This window comes from Lentibacillus kimchii (assembly GCF_055381965.1).
The window spans coordinates 2,566,322-2,585,958 of the sequence record NZ_AP043934.1; the positions used below are offsets into that span (position 1 = coordinate 2,566,322).

The 19,637-nt window shown below is 46.0% G+C and carries 22 protein-coding genes; all 22 read right to left on the reverse strand.

Going from position 1 to position 19,637, the window contains the following annotated elements; genetic code table 11:
* Nucleotides 1-42 precede the first annotated feature (42 nt).
* Nucleotides 43-1,278, reverse strand: a complete 1,236-nt coding sequence (locus tag ACZ444_RS13400) for a serine hydroxymethyltransferase (RefSeq protein ID WP_382360252.1) — start codon at nt 1,276-1,278, stop codon at nt 43-45.
* Nucleotides 1,279-1,334: 56 nt separating this feature from the next.
* Nucleotides 1,335-1,883, reverse strand: coding sequence for a TIGR01440 family protein (locus ACZ444_RS13405; RefSeq protein ID WP_382360255.1), 549 nt, complete (start codon nt 1,881-1,883; stop codon nt 1,335-1,337).
* Nucleotides 1,837-3,201 (reverse strand): methyl-accepting chemotaxis protein, encoded by a 1,365-nt coding sequence (locus ACZ444_RS13410; RefSeq protein WP_382360258.1) that lies wholly within the window; start codon nt 3,199-3,201, stop codon nt 1,837-1,839. The genes ACZ444_RS13405 and ACZ444_RS13410 overlap by 47 nt, the downstream gene beginning before the upstream one ends.
* Before the next feature lie 20 nt (nt 3,202-3,221).
* Nucleotides 3,222-3,830: a low molecular weight protein arginine phosphatase gene (locus ACZ444_RS13415; protein ID WP_382360261.1), complete on the reverse strand. Its 609-nt coding sequence runs from the start codon at nt 3,828-3,830 to the stop codon at nt 3,222-3,224.
* Between the two features lie 126 nt (nt 3,831-3,956).
* Nucleotides 3,957-4,514: a hypothetical protein gene (locus ACZ444_RS13420; RefSeq protein WP_382360264.1), complete on the reverse strand. Its 558-nt coding sequence runs from the start codon at nt 4,512-4,514 to the stop codon at nt 3,957-3,959.
* On the reverse strand, nt 4,502-5,140 hold the full coding sequence (locus tag ACZ444_RS13425) for an ATP-binding cassette domain-containing protein (RefSeq protein WP_382360267.1): 639 nt from the start codon (nt 5,138-5,140) through the stop codon (nt 4,502-4,504). Before ACZ444_RS13425 ends, ACZ444_RS13420 begins: the two co-directional genes overlap by 13 nt.
* 5 nt (nt 5,141-5,145) lie before the next feature.
* Complete coding sequence (locus ACZ444_RS13430; RefSeq protein WP_464433410.1) at nt 5,146-5,820, reverse strand: hypothetical protein; 675 nt, start codon at nt 5,818-5,820, stop codon at nt 5,146-5,148.
* Nucleotides 5,821-5,941: 121 nt separating this feature from the next.
* Nucleotides 5,942-6,106, reverse strand: a complete 165-nt coding sequence (locus ACZ444_RS13435; RefSeq protein ID WP_464433412.1) for a hypothetical protein — start codon at nt 6,104-6,106, stop codon at nt 5,942-5,944.
* 535 nt (nt 6,107-6,641) lie between these two features.
* Entirely contained in the window at nt 6,642-7,235 is a 594-nt protein-coding gene (locus ACZ444_RS13440) for a hypothetical protein (protein ID WP_382360273.1), read from the reverse strand.
* A 331-nt stretch (nt 7,236-7,566) separates the two neighbouring features.
* On the reverse strand, nt 7,567-8,121 hold the full coding sequence (locus ACZ444_RS13445) for a manganese efflux pump MntP (protein ID WP_382360275.1): 555 nt from the start codon (nt 8,119-8,121) through the stop codon (nt 7,567-7,569).
* Between the two features lie 143 nt (nt 8,122-8,264).
* Nucleotides 8,265-9,290 (reverse strand): L-threonylcarbamoyladenylate synthase, encoded by a 1,026-nt coding sequence (locus ACZ444_RS13450; protein ID WP_382360278.1) that lies wholly within the window; start codon nt 9,288-9,290, stop codon nt 8,265-8,267.
* A gap of 275 nt (nt 9,291-9,565) precedes the next feature.
* A complete protein-coding gene (locus ACZ444_RS13455; protein WP_382360281.1) occupies nt 9,566-9,967 on the reverse strand; it encodes a GNAT family N-acetyltransferase in 402 nt (133 codons plus the stop codon).
* A 65-nt stretch (nt 9,968-10,032) separates the two neighbouring features.
* Nucleotides 10,033-10,644 carry a stage II sporulation protein R gene (gene spoIIR / locus ACZ444_RS13460; protein ID WP_464433415.1) on the reverse strand — a complete coding sequence of 204 codons (612 nt, stop codon included), beginning with the start codon at nt 10,642-10,644 and terminating at the stop codon, nt 10,033-10,035.
* Between the two features lie 99 nt (nt 10,645-10,743).
* Entirely contained in the window at nt 10,744-11,604 is an 861-nt protein-coding gene (gene prmC, locus ACZ444_RS13465) for a peptide chain release factor N(5)-glutamine methyltransferase (RefSeq protein WP_382360287.1), read from the reverse strand.
* Nucleotides 11,605-11,606: 2 nt separating this feature from the next.
* Nucleotides 11,607-12,677, reverse strand: coding sequence for a peptide chain release factor 1 (prfA, locus tag ACZ444_RS13470; RefSeq protein ID WP_382360290.1), 1,071 nt, complete (start codon nt 12,675-12,677; stop codon nt 11,607-11,609).
* 178 nt (nt 12,678-12,855) lie between these two features.
* Entirely contained in the window at nt 12,856-13,476 is a 621-nt protein-coding gene (locus ACZ444_RS13475) for a thymidine kinase (RefSeq protein WP_382360293.1), read from the reverse strand.
* 171 nt (nt 13,477-13,647) lie between these two features.
* Nucleotides 13,648-13,893 carry a type B 50S ribosomal protein L31 gene (locus ACZ444_RS13480; protein WP_382360296.1) on the reverse strand — a complete coding sequence of 82 codons (246 nt, stop codon included), beginning with the start codon at nt 13,891-13,893 and terminating at the stop codon, nt 13,648-13,650.
* Nucleotides 13,894-14,065: 172 nt separating this feature from the next.
* Nucleotides 14,066-15,352 carry a transcription termination factor Rho gene (rho, locus tag ACZ444_RS13485; protein ID WP_382360299.1) on the reverse strand — a complete coding sequence of 429 codons (1,287 nt, stop codon included), beginning with the start codon at nt 15,350-15,352 and terminating at the stop codon, nt 14,066-14,068.
* Nucleotides 15,353-15,740: 388 nt separating this feature from the next.
* Nucleotides 15,741-16,709 carry a class II fructose-bisphosphatase gene (glpX, locus tag ACZ444_RS13490; protein ID WP_382360302.1) on the reverse strand — a complete coding sequence of 323 codons (969 nt, stop codon included), beginning with the start codon at nt 16,707-16,709 and terminating at the stop codon, nt 15,741-15,743.
* A 72-nt stretch (nt 16,710-16,781) separates the two neighbouring features.
* Complete coding sequence (locus tag ACZ444_RS13495; RefSeq protein WP_382360305.1) at nt 16,782-18,068, reverse strand: UDP-N-acetylglucosamine 1-carboxyvinyltransferase; 1,287 nt, start codon at nt 18,066-18,068, stop codon at nt 16,782-16,784.
* Nucleotides 18,069-18,211: 143 nt separating this feature from the next.
* The gene (fsa, locus tag ACZ444_RS13500; protein ID WP_382360308.1) at nt 18,212-18,853 is read right to left on the reverse strand and encodes a fructose-6-phosphate aldolase; all 642 of its coding nucleotides are present in this window, start codon (nt 18,851-18,853) and stop codon (nt 18,212-18,214) included.
* A gap of 215 nt (nt 18,854-19,068) precedes the next feature.
* Nucleotides 19,069-19,428, reverse strand: a complete 360-nt coding sequence (locus ACZ444_RS13505) for a response regulator (RefSeq protein ID WP_382360311.1) — start codon at nt 19,426-19,428, stop codon at nt 19,069-19,071.
* Nucleotides 19,429-19,637 lie beyond the last annotated feature (209 nt).

The window sequence follows — 19,637 nt, forward strand, 5'->3', positions numbered from 1 at the left end:
TTTGACGCTTGAGGTATTCGTTATGTCCCCGCCTCTTATCACTTACGCATATAATGGGTAGTTACTGGTTAAAGCTGTTACACGTTCTTTTGCTTCCTGCAGGACGCTTTTATCCTCATAGTTTTTCAATACAGAGGCGATAATTGAAGCCATTTCCTGCATATCAGCTTCTGTAAAGCCGCGCGTTGTCACAGCTGCTGTGCCCATCCGGACACCGCTTGCAACGGACGGTTTTTCCTTATCAAATGGAATGGTATTTTTATTCGCGGTGATGCCGATATCATCCAGCGCTTTTTCAGCCACATCGCCAGTCAATCCAAGTGGTGTCACATCAACCAGAAGGAGATGATTATCTGAACCGCCGGAAACAATCCGGAGCCCTTCCTTGCTGAGTGCCTCACTCAAGGCTCTGGCGTTTCGGATAATCTGCTCGGCATAAGTCTTAAATCCATCAGACAGCGCTTCTTTGAAAGAAACGGCTTTGGCAGCGATTACATGCATCAGCGGTCCGCCCTGCATGACAGGGAAAACAGCCTTGTCAATTTTCTTCGCGTAGTCCGCTTTGCACAGAATCATACCGCCGCGTGGCCCGCGCAGTGTTTTATGGGTGGTCGTCGTGACAAAATCTGCATACGGCACTGGATTCTGATGCAGACCTGCCGCTACAAGACCGGCGATATGCGCCATATCAACCATTAAGTACGCGCCAACATCATCCGCAATCTCGCGGAATTTGGCAAAATCGATTTCCCGTGCATAAGCACTCGCACCAGCGATGATCAGTTTCGGCTGGACTTCTTTTGCCCGTTCACGAATAACGTCATAGTCAAGCCTCTCGGTTTCCTGATCGACACCGTAGTCAGCCACATTGTACATGCGGCCGCTGAAGTTAACCGGACTGCCGTGGGTCAAATGACCGCCGTGATTTAGATTCATGCCGAGAATCGTATCACCTGGATCCAGGACAGAGAAATAAACAGCCATGTTGGCCTGTGCCCCGGAATGCGGCTGGACGTTGGCATGATCGGCACCGAACAGCTCTTTAGCCCGGTCGCGTGCCAGATTTTCGGCCACATCCACATGTTCACAGCCGCCATAATACCGTTTGCCCGGATAGCCTTCCGCATATTTATTCGTCAGCACTGATCCCATCGCTTCCATAACAGCTTCTGATACAAAGTTTTCCGAAGCAATCAGTTCAATCTTTTCCTGCTGGCGTGTTTTTTCTGCCTGAAGGGCTTCGTACAACGCGTCATCTGTTTGCTTCAAGTGTTCCATGAGTCATTTCCCCCTTGTATTCTAATGGTGTTGCGTGTGACCGCCTTAATGCGTCTTCATACCCGATACACCGCACGCTCGCCTCCGATCAGTTTCGGGCGGGTGCGGGCAGCCGTTACCCGGGCCTCTCCAATCAAGCGCTGGTTAAAGCGAAGCGGCACGGCAACCGGTTTCAAATGCATGCCAATCATCGTGTCCCCGATATCGATGCCGCTGTCAGCCCGGATCGTTTCCACAACAGCCGGTTCATTCATTTGCTTATAGGCATAAGCAGCCATCGAACCGCCTGCATCTGGTACAGGTACAGCAGATACCTCTTCCAGATTCAATCTGTTCCGAGCTGATTTATCCACGACAAGTGCCCGGTTTAAATGTTCACAGCACTGAAAAGCTACCGTGATGCCCGTGTCCGCCTTAAGATTCTCCAGACTGGCAAAAAGCGCCGCAGCGATGTCTTCACTGCCGGATGTGCCAATACGCTCACCAGCCACCTCACTGGTGGAGCAGCCAACAACGAATACATCTCCTGCCTGGAGATAGCCGCTTTCAAGCCATTCCCTAGCCAGCGCGTCCATATCCTGCCTGACTTGCTGTTGTAACGCCATCATCCGAGGCCTCCTCATCCTGGTCATGCTCAATATGAAATTGCTGAACCTGTTCCGTCAGCGCACCTGCCTGTTTTTCCAATTCTGCAGTCATTGTATCCATTTCTGCAAGTGTCCCAGCTTGTTCCTGGATGCTCGCATTTACCTCTTCAGCTCCGGCGGACGTCTCTTCAGCAACCGCAGCAACTTCCTGGGATTGTTCGGATGTTGCCTGGATCGAATTCAGCTGTTTGTCAACATACGCGGAAATATCCTCAATAACGCTAGCCGTATCATGCACCGATTTTGACATGTCGTCAATAGCTGAATCGGTCTTTTTGCCGTTCTCCACTTCTTGTCTGGCATAGGCCACATGCTCATTCATACTGGTTACAACAGACTGGGCATCACCCTGAACAGTTTTAATTAAATCAGAAATATCCTTTACGGCACTCGCACTCTGATCTGCTAATTTACGAATCTCCTCGGCGACAACAGCAAAACCTTTGCCCTGCTCACCGGCCCGAGCGGCTTCAATTGAGGCATTGAGAGCCAGCAAATTCGTTTGTTCGGCAATATCGCCAACCATTGTAATAATGGATTCAATCTGGACGGTATGCTCCTTCAGATGATCAACATCTTCCAAAGACTTTTCCTGTTCGCTTGCCAGCTGACTTATCCCCGTCACCAATTCACTGACAATAGCACGGCTGTCGCTGAGCATTTTCAGCATCTGACTGGATTTTTCCTGCGATTCACTGGCTTTGGTCTGCACGCCCTGGGCAAGCTGTGACGCTTCCTCAACAGCTTCAGCCGTCTGCTGGATGGACTCAGATGAGTTTTCAGCCCCTTTGGAAATCTCATCAATTGAAGCATCAACCTGCTTGCCATGATGGGCGGCCTGCTCGGCTGCTGACTTTATCCGGCTGACAGACTGGTTTGTTGCCGCGGCATGTTCATCGATATTCTGAACCATACCCGTCAGATTATCAAGCATCGTCTTAAAGGCAATGGACAACGACCGAATCTCATCCTCTGACTTGGGTATGTCAATCGTTTGCTGCAAATGACCATCAGCAGCATTTGTTGCGGAATCTTTCAGTTTTTCTAAAGGTTTTGTAATATACCTTGCTGCAAAATAAGCCAGTATCCCTGACCAGATAATGCCCAGAACCAGAGTGATAATTGTAAACCACTGTTCGGAAATAGCCCAAAATGTCTGAACATAATCATAGAAAACATAGATAAATAATGCGCTGACTGAATACGTAATAGTAGCTAATAAGGTTACCAGACCAACGAGTTTCACCCGCAGACTAAAGCGATAATGCTGTTTCATCACACGTTCCTCCAACTCAACTATTTGGTACGCAGCTTTTCCGCCAAAACACTGACAGACGTTTCAAGTTCTGCCAATGTGTTCTGGTAATCTGTCAGGCTGCCGCCAAATGGATCCGGAATATCATAGCTGATCAGGCGTTCTTCCAGTTTCTGAATCCTCTGCCATTCTTCCTGCATATGAGCATTCAATGCCTGTTCAAGTTGAGGATCATCCATTTGGTGCCGATAAGCCTTAAAGAATTGCAAACGTTTCTCCTCATAGGCTGCATACCGTTGTTTTAATTCGTCCCATATCTCTATATCGTCAAGTGCTGCATATTCCTTTAATGTGAAATATTTAGCCTGAGAGTCAGGGTGTTCGAGGATGAGTGACTGCTTGTGCTGTGTCGTCATGGTAAGCACCAGATCCGCCCAGTGCAGCAGCGCTTCACTGACCGGCTTGGACCGGCTATCCAGCGTAATGCCCTCGTGTTTCAATGCCTCAACAGCATTACCGGCTGGACCTTGATTACTGGGGGCAAAAAGACCTGCCGACTGCACCTCGGCATCAGGTACTTTCGATTTCAGCAGCGCTTCAGCCATGGGACTGCGACATGTATTGCCGGTGCATACAAACAGAATTTTCAAACGCATAACCTCCGCTGATTGTCGTGGATGCAGGATGATTCTTACTCAAACTATATCACAGAATCGCGCGGTTGTCAGAAAATAATGGGGGGGGTTTGCATTAAGGGATTCAGTTTAAACATTCGTTTATAATTTGTAATAATAAAGCGGCATGCCTTTTTCACTTTGTGGACCAACGATGACAATATAAGCAGCTTTATCTGTATTATAATCATCGTAATAATAATACAAATCACCCACTACAAAATCAGTAGATACTGTCAAATTAACACTTTCATCTTTTTTCAGTGAACTAAGGGTAGAAAAAACGCCTTGATTATTCAACTTACCATGGTAATCCACAAGTGGCAGGTTTATGTAATCCTTATATTTTTCATAAATGGCAAATTGGTTCTCTGACTTAAGCGGAGCATCACTTTTTTTAGTTATCTTAATAGGCAGCTTATAAACGGCTTTTTTACCATTCGCCTGATTCTCAGATTCCTCCAGTTTCGGGGAAGTTGCTTCACCAAATGACATCTCTAAATCTCCTAAGGTAACGACATCTCCGTTTTGAACATCCACTCTATAGGTCTCATAATGATCCCGGTCATCATTAACAGCTTCAATCCGAACTGAAAAAACAACAAGTAATACGACTGCGAGTATCACATATAAGCTTTTGCTTTTTATTAGTCTTCCCACTTGGTAACAACCCCTTCAGAAATGGAGTAGATATCATCTGAAACCTCTTGTAAGAAATCCCGGTCATGACTTGTTACAACGATTGTCTTTCCCTCTGATTTAAGTCTTTGTATAATTTGCTCCATAAACGAAATACCTTTTTCATCTAAGGCATTTGTTGGCTCGTCCAGCAACAATAAATCAGGGCTTTCCATGATGGCTTGTGCTATACCCAAACGCTGTTTCATACCAAGCGAATATTTTTTAAACTTCCTTTTATCATCTGGATCCAGCCCTATTAAATTCAATGTTTCCCGAATGGTTTCTTCACTTATTTTATTTTTTATCTTTGCTAAAAATAATAAGTTCTGAAATCCCGTATAATCCGGAATAAAACTCGGGTATTCGATTAAAACACCAACATCTTCAGGGAAAAGTATATCTTTTCCAATTGTTTTTCCATCAACTACTACTTTTCCATCAGATAGCTTAATCAGGCCAGCTATTGCACGAAGCAGCATGGTTTTACCCGATCCGTTGTGCCCGCGAATGCCATGTACTTTTCCTTTTTCCAGAGAGAAACTAATATTATCTAAAACGACAAAATCCTTTATTTTTTTGGTTACATTTTCACCCACGACATACATGGTTATTACTCCCCTTTTTCATAGACAAAATCGATTTTCTTTACCAACCACAATGTAAGCAAGACCAATAGAATAATCATACTGCTAACCCAAGTCAGCATTAATAGCGTATTGTCACTGTATAACCCTGTTTCACTCCATCTGCTGAACATAGTATAGTTAGTGACTAAAACTATATTCTGACTGAATATAGATAGGAAATTAACACTAATCAAGATTATGTATGGTATTATGTCACCCATCATCAAACTTGCTAACTCATAAAAAAGTGATTCTAAAAATAAGACAAGAATTAAAAAAATACAAAAGATAATAGACGTTTCCCAATTTGCTTTCCAGGACATACTGCTATCAAACAGAAAGTGTTGAATAGACGAAACAAAGCAAATATAGAAAACAAACAAAGCTATATAAATCGTTGTATACAGTAATAATGATATGACTTTACTCATAACAAATTTTCTAGTTCCGGTACGAATGATTATGAGTCCTCCGCTGCTTGTTAAATCAGCTGTGAAAAATGTTCTGAGTGATAAAAAATACAGCAATTGAAAAATTAGCCAAAAATATGGCGTGGCGAGGGTGCCATCTTGCTTAAACATTTTTAAGTCCAGCTCTGAAAAGCCATCCCAAAATTGCTCAAAAGATAGCCATTCCATTTGCGTATTCAGATCATTCAACGTGAACATAAGGATAAAAGAAACTGTCGTGATTAAAAAGAAGGAAAATTGGGCTATAATGAGATTTTTTCCGTGATGTAAACGCAGCCTCACATCTCTTTTGATTAACGGAAGCATTCATTTATCCTTCTTTCCTTTTAATCTGTACAGACAATATGACTAGTAACCCAAACATCAGAACAGCGTTTTCCGATAGTGCTGTTATAAGTCTGATGAACGAAAAATCGGGTGTATACAGCAAATTGGTCGATTTAAAAATCGCATGACCAAACAAATACTGGTCCATCTGGGATACTACAAAAACAATAAGAAAGCTAATCTGTACCTGAAACTTTTTTGCGAGTACTATCAGTAATAGACCTATATTCGTGAGATTGAGATAACAAAATATAAGTAGCCCAAAAATATGCACAAAATCATGTGACGTGATGGCTTTTGATGAAAGAGGAAAGGACACAAATGTTATAAATCCAATTATAAATGTTCCCCAGATTGCCATCATACTTATTTGAATGACGTAAAAACTTAATAACCGGCGAAGACTATTCATCCTTACTTGAAAGTCTATTGGAATGTTGTGTATTTGACTCCCAAGGACACATAGCAAAATAAATGGGATTAAAAACCAATAAACTAATTGATAATAGTTGAGCACATCATACGTTATGACATGATAGGGCCTGGCTGTATCCGGATCGATTGTCTGATATAGCACCATAAAAAAGCCATATATTAATAACATTATCAGGCCAGTGACTAGATATAAATAAATGTTTTTCCGTTGTGCAAAAAATGATGTGACGCAAAATTTTAAGTAATTTTTATCTAACAAGTCTTCTCACACCTATAATAGCTAGAATAAAAGTTAACATAATCATTAAAATACCAAATAACGCGATACACCATAAATAAACAGGAGCAGTGGCATTCATATCCAAAAAGTCGATAGGAGACAATCCCACTTCGACAAGTTCACTAAGCCCAGAAATTAATATACTGATGATGACCGGAATAACCAAACTAATGAGTGAGAATCGAATATGAAGACACAACGCTGCAGAAAAAACAGCGAATAAGCTGCCAATTATGCCGCTTAAAAAGATATAAAACAACGTGTGAATTAAAGGGAAATTCAGCTGCAGAGAATAAAATAATGTTTTAAACGAAAAAAGACCTTGCGTATAATACACAAAAGGATCCGGATGGATAGCCGGAAAAGTAAGAGAAAACAAAAGAAAATTGATAAGTAATGGTATAGCAATAGCTAGAAATCCTGCGAAAGCACTAACAGCTAACATTGAAAACAGATACTTATATTTCCCGGATCTCATCATCATCAGTTCATAATAATTGGTCTTTCTATCTACAAGAAATTGGGTACTAAACGGCAGAGCAGCTAGAATCGGTACTAACAAGAAGAACAAATTGGTGATTTCAGAGTCACTGGCATTTAACCATAATAGATAAGACGAATCGGGGATAGTTGACGCTTCCCCTTGTAAAATGGTCCTTGTCGTTTGTATGTAATGTGCCGACGTTATCAAAACGCCGAGTAATAGACTGATATAGAATAATTTGCTCTGTCGTAATCGTCTTAATTGAACAGCTATCATCTTTATCTGCGACCTTTCTCATTCTATTCCGTTAAATGGTACCATTGTCTCTATTTTTTGTCATTTATGATCGCATTTTATCACGCCGAAAAAAAAAAGACTTTCCATCTGCTTTGGAAAGTCTTCCTGATTGTCAGCTAAATAATATATGTAAGCCAAAGCCAACAAGAATGCTGCCGCCCAGTATTTCACTATAGGCGCCCAGCAGCCCATAAACCTTTTTTCCCATTAGCATGCCAGCCCAGGTCAGGAATGTACTGGCAGCGGCAAACAAAATTAGAGCAATAACGGTCTTGCCATTGGACAGGCCCAAGCTGAGACCGACTGAGAAACTGTCCAGGCTCACACTAAACGCGAAAAAAATCAGACCCAGACCAACAGGCTGAACCAGTTTCTTTGTTTCATAATTAAATGCGGAAAAAATCATTTGCGCACCGATTGCGACCAGAAGCAGACCACCGCTGAGTTCGGCATAATGTCCAATTTGGGTGGAAATGAAAGATCCCAAAACAATGCCCGTAAATGGCATCACAGTATGAAAAAAACCGACTACAAGACCTGCTATAGCAATCCGTTTTAGTCTGATCTGCTGCATTCCCATGCCCAAACTTATGGAAAAGGCGTCCATCCCTAATGCAAACGCCATAAAAACAAGTGAAACCATTTCCCCTAATTGATAGACCGGCATCTTTACGCCCCCTCAGACATGCTAGTGCATTCTATGCTTGTCCGGTCTGCCATATGCAGACATAGGAGACAGGCTGTTAAAGCCAGCCGGTTTCAGTTGAGGACGTTGTGGCATTTAGACACAGGCATGGCTGAATACTTGCATCAATCAGGCAAGTAACGCGTGGCGGCTTTTTCCAGACGATTCATGATCGCCCGTCCTATGCCTTCCTTTGGAAAAGCTTCACATAATATCACATCGGCATCGCCGTCTTTAAACAGCCGCAGGGCATCATAAATCGCCGCCGCAACAGCATGCAAATCCTCCCCAAGCGGAATAATGCGCGCCGAATGAAGCTGCTCCGCTGTCTGTGTGCTGGCCAGAACACCAACACGTTTCTCGTTTCTGCTCGCGCGGTCAATCGCCGTTTGCAGTTTTGCCGGCGCACCAGCAACAAGATACATGGGGATTTCTGGTGCATAATGTGTATATTTCATACCCGGGGCTTTGGGACTGTCTGCCATACCAGCCAATGCGGGATCGGCCATCACCGTGCCGACGGTTTCCTCGAGCTGTTCTTTGGTAATGCCGCCCGGCCGCAGAATGACCGGTATTTCCTGTGTGCAGTCAACGACGGTTGATTCTACCCCAACTCCGGTGGGACCGGCATCGATGAGCCCGGCAATTTTTCCTTCTAAATCAGCCCAGACATGTTCTCCTGTCGTCGGGCTCGGTTTCCCTGATAAATTGGCACTTGGCGCAGCAATTGGTCGGTCACATGCTCGCAGCAAGCTTTGCGCCACCGGGTGTTCCGGTATGCGGATGCCAATGGAGTCGAGCCCAGCGGTCACATTCGCCGCACAAGCTCCATTGCTTGAAAGCACAAGCGTCAGCGGGCCCGGTGTAAAGGTATCAAGCAGTTTCTCGGCAACAGGCGGGAGCGCTGAAATCAGATTCTGCAGCTGTCCTTTCGACGCAACATGGGCAATTAGCGGGTTATCTTCCGGCCGTCCTTTCGCCTGAAAAATACCAGAAACGGCTGAAGCGTTTGTCGCATCAGCCCCAAGTCCATACACCGTTTCCGTCGGGAAGGATACGGTATAGCCATTCTGCAGCAGAGATGCCGCCTCGGCTATTGCCCGTTCATCCGGCTGTTTTGTTTGGATATTCCATCGTTTTGTCTCTATCATGACTGACCCTCTTTTCTATGGCTTATTCTAGCTGAATAACATTTTGAACACAAAAAGTGAGCCTGTAGATATTTATCCACAGGCTGTCCACATTTAAGTAAATTTTCCGCTGATTGCTTCAACTGTTGGAAATATGGGGAATAGTGGTTTTCCAGCATAAATAGGATTATTCCCATCAGGCGATTATACACAGGTCTGCGCACAACAAGATGTTAATATACACAGCTTTTAAACAGGATGTACACAGTTATGCACATATAATTGTTGATAACTAATCAGGAAACGTGATACATCCACCAATATCCTTCGTTATTCGGAGAACTCTGTACGAATTCATTATCTTTTTGTGGATGAAATTGCAATGATTCCAGTAACACATCTACCATCGGCTGATGACTGTGGACAAAGACTTGCTGGGCCTGCTTTTCTCTAGCAAGTGCCAGAATGGCTTCCAGCAAAACTGGCAACGATGACGCCGCCTGTTTGGTCACAAATAACTGTTTCAGCCAGTAGACACGATCAGCAACATCGTCCATAACAAAGCAGCCTTCAATTTTCCCGGCAAATTCCACGACATAGCCTTTCGCCAGCAGCTGCTCACGTTCCAGATTTTGATTGTGCTGCAAAAAATCGTTTAGTTTCTCCTCTGATGCATGTTCGGCCGTTATTAGTTCCATGATTTTCACCTCTATGTTTTGGCAGATTCTCTAGAATACTATGTGAAAACGAACTAATCTATGAATCAATCAAACCATTCAAAGAGAAAAAATCTAACGTCAGTCTCTTCCTCATCAGACGCCTCTTCTTCGTCGTCTTCCTTATCATCGTCATCGTCACCGGTCTCCGTCTCTTCCGCCTCAGCCACTGTCGAACCGCTGGAAAAGTCCAGAAAACAGAGCGGCGGAAACAGAACACACCACCAATTGGAGCCCTCACCCTCGCCAAGGGTGATCAAAACCGCCTCATATTCACCTGGCGGATAAAGATAAGAACCATACAATTTAGCCGGAAACGTAATATTCTTGCCATATTCAACTTCAGATGACTGCGAACTGCCTTCTTCCTTTAGTGTATCCTCAACAATCGTGCGGATTTCTGGAATATTCGCTGCAATTAGCTCACGCGCTTTATCAATATCGGTGATCATGCCAACCCAGTCTGTGATCGCCGCATTCACGTTATCACGCACTTTGTGTTTTAGCTCCTGATCCGATTCAGCATCACTGTCAGCCAGAATGCGCAGGCGAATGGCCTCATCTGGGATCACTTGTATATCTTGCTGAGCTGCATTTGCTGAACTATTTGCTGCCATATCCCCGCTAGTCCCGGTCACAGGGATTACTAAGATTATCATAACGGCTATAATAGCTGAATACACGACCCTTTGCATCGTAAAAAACCCCTCTCCCAAGCTGTCTTATCAACAGTATGGCCAAGGGGTTTTTTACATATACTAGGAATCTATTAAAGGACCCGCCTTAACCATGCGATCCTTTTGGCTGATATCCTGAACAATCGCCACATGGCTCTCAGGAAAGGCTCCTTGTAATAAACACTGGACCGTCTGCGCCTGCTGGCTGCCCACTTCCAATAAACAATAGCCGTGCGGTTTCACGAGACGCGGCAGCTGATTGACGATTGTCCGGTACCCGGCCAGCCCATCGTCACCGGCAAATAACGCTTCTTCCGGATCAAAATTTTTGACCGTATCGGACAAAGTGGATTTCTCGTCTAATGCGATATAAGGCGGATTGGAAACAAGCATGTCGACCTGAAGACCCTGTTCGAGCAGCGGTTTGCCGTAATCACCCTCAAAAAAGGTAACATCAGCCTCCATCTGCGCCGCATTGTAACGCGCCACCTCCAGAGCTTTCGTGGAAAGGTCTGTCGCATATACGGCGGCCTGTGGCAGTTCCAGAGCCAGTGTCACCGCAATGCTGCCGCTCCCGGTGCCAATATCGGCAATCGTGAATGGCTCCGGTGATGCCGTCTGAACAGCCAGCTGTGTGAGCTCCTCCGTCTCTGGGCGGGGAATCAGCGTGTCGCCGGTGACGCGGAAATCGCGTCCATAAAAAGGGGCATATCCGGTTAAATGCTCCAGCGGCACGCCAGTCTGGGCATGCGCTTCCACCGCAGACCAGAAACGCTGCAGCACATCTTCTGGAACCGGGTCACGCATCATCGCGAAAAACGCTGTCCGGTCCACATCCAGATAGTGCTCTAAAAGAAGTTCCGCCACTTTCGGCTCGCGCCTGTTATCATCTAAAAAAAGAGAAGCCCGGCGCAGGACTTCATGCAGCTTGGATTCTGCCATAACTATTCGCCAATTTCCTCAAGTTTTTGTGTCTGTTCTTCCAGAAGCAGGGCATCAAAAATTTCATCCAGTTTGCCTTCCATCACCTGATCAAGCTTCTGCAGCGTCAGACCGATACGGTGATCTGTCACACGGGTCTGCGGAAAATTGTACGTGCGAATCCGCTCAGAACGGTCACCAGTTCCAACAGCAGACTTGCGGTCTTCCTCAATTTCCTGCTGAGCTTCCTGCTGGTATTTATCATAGAGCCGCGCACGCAGCACACGCATCGCTTTTTCCTTGTTTTTAATTTGTGACTTTCCGTCCTGACAGGATACGACGATTCCTGTTGGTTCGTGTGTCAGACGGACAGCCGACATCGTTGTATTGACACTCTGGCCGCCGGGTCCGCTGGCGGCAAACGCATCGACGCGAATATCTTTGTCATTAAGCTCAACTTCCACTTCTTCTGCTTCCGGCAGCACGGCTACCGTAGCTGTCGACGTATGGATGCGTCCCCCGGATTCGGTCTCTGGGACACGCTGGACACGGTGGGTCCCGTTTTCAAACTTCAGTTTCGAATAAGCACCCGTTCCGTTTACCATAAAAACGATTTCTTTATAGCCGCCAACCGCGGTTGGATGGGCTTCCGCCACATCAGTTTTCCAGCCCTGCATCTCGGCATATTTGGTATACATGCGATACAAGTCACCGGCAAATAAGGCAGCTTCATCACCACCAGCAGCCGCACGGACTTCCATAAAGACGTTTTTATCGTCATTCGGGTCTTTTGGCATAAGCAGAACTTTCAGCCGCTCTTCCAGATCTTTTTCCTTTTCCGTCAGTTCTTCAATTTCCGTTTTGGCCATTTCCTGCATGTCTTCGTCGGATTCGTCTTCCAGCATGTCCTCTGCATCTTTCAATTGACCAAGAACGTCCTGATACTGCCGGTAAGCCTGCACGATTTCCTCCAGATCGGATTGTTCTTTAGAATAATCACGCAGTTTATCAATGTCGTTTATAACATCCGGATCACTAAGCAGCTCATTCAGTTTTTCATAGCGATCTTCCAAACTCTTTAAACGCTCGAGCACAACGGTCACCTCTTCTCAGGTTAAAGTATCATTATAATATACGCCAGCCACAAGGTCAAAATGAAGCCGCGGATTGTGAGCCTTTCAATGACTGACGTGTCGCGCAGCTGTTCCTTCTTTCTGTCAGCCCGCATGAAGGCGTAAAAAAAGAGCGCCGCAGCACTCTTTATGGGATCATTCAGTCCGACACAGCCCGGATATCGTTTGAGCGGTTATCGGGCTTGTCCGGCACTTCATGATGATGGCGGCAGCGCGGTTCATATGCTTCCGATGCACCTACCATAATCACCGGATCATTATAGGCAGCTGGCCTGCCGTCAATCAGACGCTGCGTACGACTGGCAGGTGATCCGCAGACCGGGCAGATGGCAGTCAGCTTAGAGACTGATTCAGCTTGTGCCATTAGCTGCGGCACTGGGCCAAATGGTTCACCGCGAAAATTTGTATCAAGTCCCGCAACAATCACGCGAATACCCCGATCAGCCAGCTCATTGACGGCTGGAACGATTTTTTCATCAAAAAATTGCACTTCGTCTATCCCAACGACATCCACTTGAGTCCCGTCCAAATCATCCAGAATCGCTGCGGCATTTTTGACAGGACGAGCAATTGTGGATGTGCCGTTATGGGACATGACCGTTTGCCCAGCATAACGGTCGTCAATCGCCTGTTTGAAAACCCGTACAGCTAAATGGCCATACATTGCCCGGCGAGCCTGGCGAATCAGTTCTTCTGATTTACCGGAGAACATACTGCCACAAATGACTTCAATCCAGCCGCTTTGGTTTAAAACGTGCATTTATGCCGAACTCCCTTCAAGGTCATTTTTACTTATGCCTGCTAGATTACAATGCGCTTGGCTGCTGCAGAACCCGTTAGTCTGAATTCTTCCCGACTAAACGTGAAAAAAACAGGCAACATATCGACTATTGCCTGTTTGCTGTAACGGGATATAGCTGCCAACCGTTTTTTACTTAAGGTTATATTTCCGTTTGAACCGGTCGACACGTCCACCGGCTTTATCGGCTTTTTGTTTTCCTGTATAGAAGGGATGTGACGCTGAGCTGATTTCAACACGGATCAGCGGATACGTCTCGCCATCTTCCCATTCGATGGTTTCTTCAGAGTCTTGTGTTGAACCTGTCAGGAATTTATAATCTGAACTTGTGTCCAGAAAGACAACCTTTCTGTACTCGGGATGAATATCTTGTCTCATAGCTTCTCGCTCCTTTTGCCCTGAATCCTTTGGAAACAGAGTTAATTGTAATCGTCATATCATCTAACTCACATAAAAAGATTATAACAGCGACACGTCTCGATTGCAATAGTACGGCGCACCTCAAACCAACTCTAAAACGGCGGCACACCCCTTGATGATGCCGGCTGATTCATCCTTGCACTTTCGTCCCTTTTCGCTTCATTTCGTCTTCCATCTGCTGGAAGAATTCCTCATTGTTCTTCGTCGCACGCAGCCGTCTCAGGAAGCGGTCGAGAAAGTTTTGATTATCCTGCATGGTCTTGCGGATAGCCCAGATTTTATCAAGATGGTTTTTATTAACGAGCAATTCCTCTTTGCGCGTGCCTGATTTCAGAATGTCAATGGCTGGGAAGATCCGGCGCTCAGCCAGATTGCGGTCAAGGTGCAGTTCCATATTGCCTGTCCCTTTGAACTCTTCGTAAATCACATCATCCATCCGTGACCCGGTATCAATCAAAGCCGTTGCCAGACATGTGAAACTGCCGCCTTCCTCGATATTACGTGCCGCTCCGAAGAAACGTTTCGGACGGTGGAAAGCCGCGGGATCAATACCGCCGGAAAGCGTCCGGCCGCTCGGCGGGCTGACCAGGTTATAAGCACGTGTCAGTCGCGTAATGCTGTCCATTAAAACAACCACATCGCGCTTATGTTCCACAAGGCGCATGGCCCGCTCCAGAACCAGTTCAGATACTTTAACATGACTTTCCGGAACTTCATCAAAAGTGGAACTGACCACATCGACATCTTCGCCAACCGAACGTTCAATGTCGGTTACTTCTTCCGGCCGCTCGTCCACCAGCAGGATAATCAATTTGGCCTGGGGATGGTTGGTTGTAATGCTGTTGGCAATAGCCTTCAAGAGCACCGTTTTACCCGCTTTGGGCGGCGCCACAATCAGGCCGCGCTGGCCAAAACCGACCGGTGTCATTAAATCAATGATGCGCGTGGACAAGTTTTTCGAATTCCGCTCAAGGTTCATGAGACGCTCCGGATACAAAGGCGTCAGGGCAGGAAAATGCACACGTTCTTTTGATGTGTCCGGATCAGCGCCATTGACCGCATCCACGTGCAATATCCCGTAGTAACGTTCATTTTCTTTCGGCGGGCGCACCTTGCCCGACACTTTATCCCCATTTCGCAGATCAAAGCGGCGGATTTGTGAAGCGGAAATGTAGATATCTTCTGCGCTCTGTGAATAATTGATGGGACGGAGAAATCCAAATCCTTCTGAGGCAATAATTTCCAGAATACCATCCATAAATAAGTAGCCATCTTCTTCAGCCTGTGCTTTTAAGATCGCAAAAATTAATTCTTTTTTGGTTAGTTTCGAATAATAGGAAACCTTGTATTCCCGTGCGAGCTCATAAATCTCTTTCAATGTTGATGACTGCAGTTGGGAAATTGATAATGAAGCCATTTAATCACCACACCTATTTATTTTTAAAGGTTAGTCAAAAGGACCTTCAAGCACAGACAGGCACATACCGCTAAGCTAAGGCCGCAGCACAGTCTGCCAATCCCTTTACAGCCGCTTTTGAAAAATTTAAATGTGTCTCGAAAAGTTGTGAATGTCTCTTTCTATTTGAAAGGTTACGAATCATAGAAGTACTTGCAGGAAGCTAGAATGGAAGTTTTCCCAGTTTATACTATCATTGCCTATAAACTCTCTTTTTAAACATCTCTATCATACGCCTTTAGAAGCCACGATTCAATACGCTGCGCCATATTTTTGCCAGTTTGTCTTGCATATGGATAAATAAATGAAGGAAGCCACGGGGGAAAAAGCAGTGGCTTCCTGTTATTAATTATGACTTCATGACGAGGTTCGGTTTTTTCTCCAGGCTGTGTTCCCCGTCTACAAAACGAACGGTCCCGCTTTTAGCACGCATGACAACGGTTTGCGTCGTCGCTTTTTCGCCTTTAAACTGAACGCCTTTCAGCAATTCACCATCCGTAATGCCTGTCGCAGCAAAGATAGCATCATCACCGCCGCAAAGGTCATCCAACCCGTACACTTTATCCAAGTCGGTAATCCCTAAGCTGTGACACCTTTCAGTTTGCTGGTCATTGGACGGGCAGAGCTTGCTTTGCATGTCACCGCCCAGACATTTCAGCGCGGCTGCACTCAGGACACCCTCAGGCGCGCCGCCGATGCCCATTAATATATCAACCCCCGTGTCATCAAAGGCTGTATTCATGGCAGCTGCCACATCACCGTCCGGAATCAGTCTGATGCGTGCCCCGGCAGCACGGATTTCCTCAATTAATGCCGCATGGCGCGGCCGGTCCAGTACAATCGCCAGCACGTCTTCCACTGCTTTATGTTTCGCCTTGGCAACCGCTTTTAAATTCGCTGTAGCTGACGCATTGATGTCAATCTGACCAACGGCTTCAGGACCAACGGCAATTTTGTTCATATACACATCCGGCGCATTGAGCATATCCGCTCCATCGGCAATCGCAATCACCGCCACAGCATTCCAGGTCCCTTGCGCCACGATATTGGTGCCTTCTACCGGATCGACAGCTATATCTACTTTCTGCCCTGAGCCAGTGCCCAGTTTTTCACCGTTATACAGCATCGGCGCTTCATCTATTTCGCCTTCACCGATGATTACCGTTCCATCCATCGGAATTGTATTAAACACATGGCGCATCGCTGTTGTGGCTGCATCATCTGCCTCATTCTTTTTTCCGAATCCCATCCAGCGTGCTGACGACTGTGCTGCCGCTTCGGTCACGCGGACGAGTTCCATTGATAAACTTCGCTCCATAAAGTCCCTCTCCTTTATTAAATTCATCCTCATCCCAAAAGGATTCATATATGAGAGGTGCTTTGCCCGTCCTCAGGAATCCTGAAACTGAATGACTTCCTGTTCTGTCATGTCTTCCCGCCAGACGCGGGCACCGAGCGCGTTGAGTTTTTCAACGATTTGTTCATAACCGCGGTCAATGTGGTCGACGCCGGTGATCTCTGTTATGCCGTTTGCCATCAGCCCTGCAATAATCAGTGATGCACCAGCACGAAGATCGCTCGCATGAACACGGGCACCTTCCAGTCTGGTGGGGCCAGATACAATCACTGATCCGCCCTCGACCTTGATCGAGGCGTTCATGCGCCGCAATTCATCAATATGCTTCAGGCGGGCAGAATAAATGGTATCCGTCACCACACCCGTGCCATGGGCTCCAGTCAGCAAAGATGTGAATGGCTGCTGCAGATCTGTCGGAAAGCCCGGATAGACTAATGTTTTCAAATCGACATTTTTAAGAGATTCACGCGGGGAAATATGCAGTTGTTCATCATTGTGTTCCACCGTCACACCCATTTCCTCCAGCTTGGCCATGACAGGCTCCACGTGTTCTGAGATCACATTATCAATGGTTACATTCTGACCCTGGGCCGCTGCAGCAATCGCATATGTACCAGCCTCAATACGGTCTGGAATAATGGTATGCTGGCACCCATGCAGAGACTCAGCCCCCTCGATACGGATCACATCCGTGCCAACGCCTTTAATATCCGCTCCCATATTTGTCAAAAGCGTTGCCACATCAATAATTTCCGGCTCTTTAGCAGCATTTTCGATAATCGTTTTCCCTTTGGCTTTTACCGCCGCAAGCATAATATTAATCGTTGCCCCGACACTGACGACATCCAGATAAATCCGGGCTCCCTTCAGTTCATCAGCCTGAAGATAAATCGCGCCCTGTTCATTCGTGACTTTAGCACCCAGCGCTTCAAACCCTTTAATATGCTGATCGATCGGCCTGGGTCCTAAATAACAGCCGCCAGGGAGACCAATAACTGCCTGCTTGAACTTGCCGAGCATCGCCCCCATGAAATAGTACGATGCCCGCAATTTTTGCACTTTTCCATTTGGCAGCGGCATAGCTACCATTTGGTCAGGGTCGATATGGACCGTCTGGCCGTCCCAGCTAACCTCACCGCCAATTTCCTCAAGCAATTCGCCAAGTGTATAAACATCTGATATATCCGGCAATCCCTCTATCGTGACGCGCGAGTCCGCCAGGAGAGCAGCGGGTAAAAGCGCTACGGCACTATTTTTAGCGCCATTAATACGTACGCTGCCATTTAGTGGGCGGCCACCCTCAATTAAGATTTTTTGCATTTGCAGAACCCCGCTTCCAGACAGACGTACACTTCCACCCGAAATCGTTCCTCTCCTATACCAGCAAACACGCTAATGCACCCAAGCGATAAGCCAGTATCGTTTGTCTGTCTAGTGTATGTGTGTTTTTCCATATTTATGCATTATTGCTGTTTATGCCAGTCAGCCAGGAACTTCTCAATACCCTGATCCGTTAACGGATGCTGAACCAGCTGCCCAAGCACTTTATACGGCAGTGTTGCAATATGAGCGCCATTGAGAGCAGCATCAGTCACATGCAGCGGGTGTCTGATGGATGCAGCAATAATTTCCGTACTAATACCGTGCTGATTAAAGATGGTGGCAATCGTGTTAATCAAATCCATGCTGTCATGGCCGATGTCATCCAGCCGGCCGAGAAAAGGCGATACGTAGGAAGCGCCAGCACGAGCCGCCATAAGTGCCTGATTGGCGTTGAAAACCAAGGTGACGTTCGTTTTAATGGTCAGATCGCTGAAGGCTTTAACGGCTTTCAGACCTTCCAGTGTCATCGGCACCTTAACCGTAATATTCGGTGCGATGGACGCCAGTTCCTTTCCTTCCTGAATCATGCCTTCCGCATCTTCGGAAATAACCTCAGCACTGACAGAACCGCTTACCTCGCTGGTGATTTCCTTCAGCCGGTCGTGAAAGGACACACCTTCTTTGGAAACAAGGCTCGGATTTGTTGTGACACCTGCCAAAATGCCAAGTTCATTCGCCGAGCGGATCTCTTCAATGCTTGCCGAGTCGAGGAAAAACTTCATGACAGAACCCCTCTCCTTTATCTGTGATTATCACGCTTTATCTATAGACCGCTGTCAACTAATCTCACTACACTGCTAGAATACCAGCAAGGGCGTCAAGGCGCAAGCAGCAGTATTGGATCTAATAAGAATTTTTAACATATAAATGCGCCATAATTTCAGGCGCTGCTGCACATATTTTCACCCTATAAAACACCTCACTGACGACGGTCTCGTCAAGCCAGAATTGAGCTGACAGAATCGCTGATTTCCTGTATATCAAAAGGCTTGGCGAACACCTCCCGGACAGCAGACAGCTGTTTAATTTCTTCGCTGATATTCTCCGTTAATCCGCTCATAATGATCGTCGGCAGGTCCACTTGATCGGCATCCAATCGTTTTAAGAGATCGGCACCATCGACAACCGGCAATTTATAATCCAGTATCAGCAAATCATAAGAACTGCCATATAGATAATCAAGTGCGTCCTGTCCTGTCTCAGCTGTTGTGACATCGTAGTCCTTCTCGCTGAATACTTCTTTTAACAGCATGCGAATTCCGGGCTGATCATCAGCCACAAGTATCGTTTTGGTCATTAGCGACCCTCCTATGCAGGTATTCAAGAGAACTTGAAAAAACCCTTCTTTTTATCGAACAAAAAATTGAAACGAAAAGGGTAAAATAAGAGAATTCACATGTATTAAGCTAGTTTTAAACAAATTTTGCGAATAGGCGTTCGTTATTTCGCATGCATTCAATCAAAAAAAGCCCCGTTTACTGAAATGATGAACGGGACTTTTGTCGA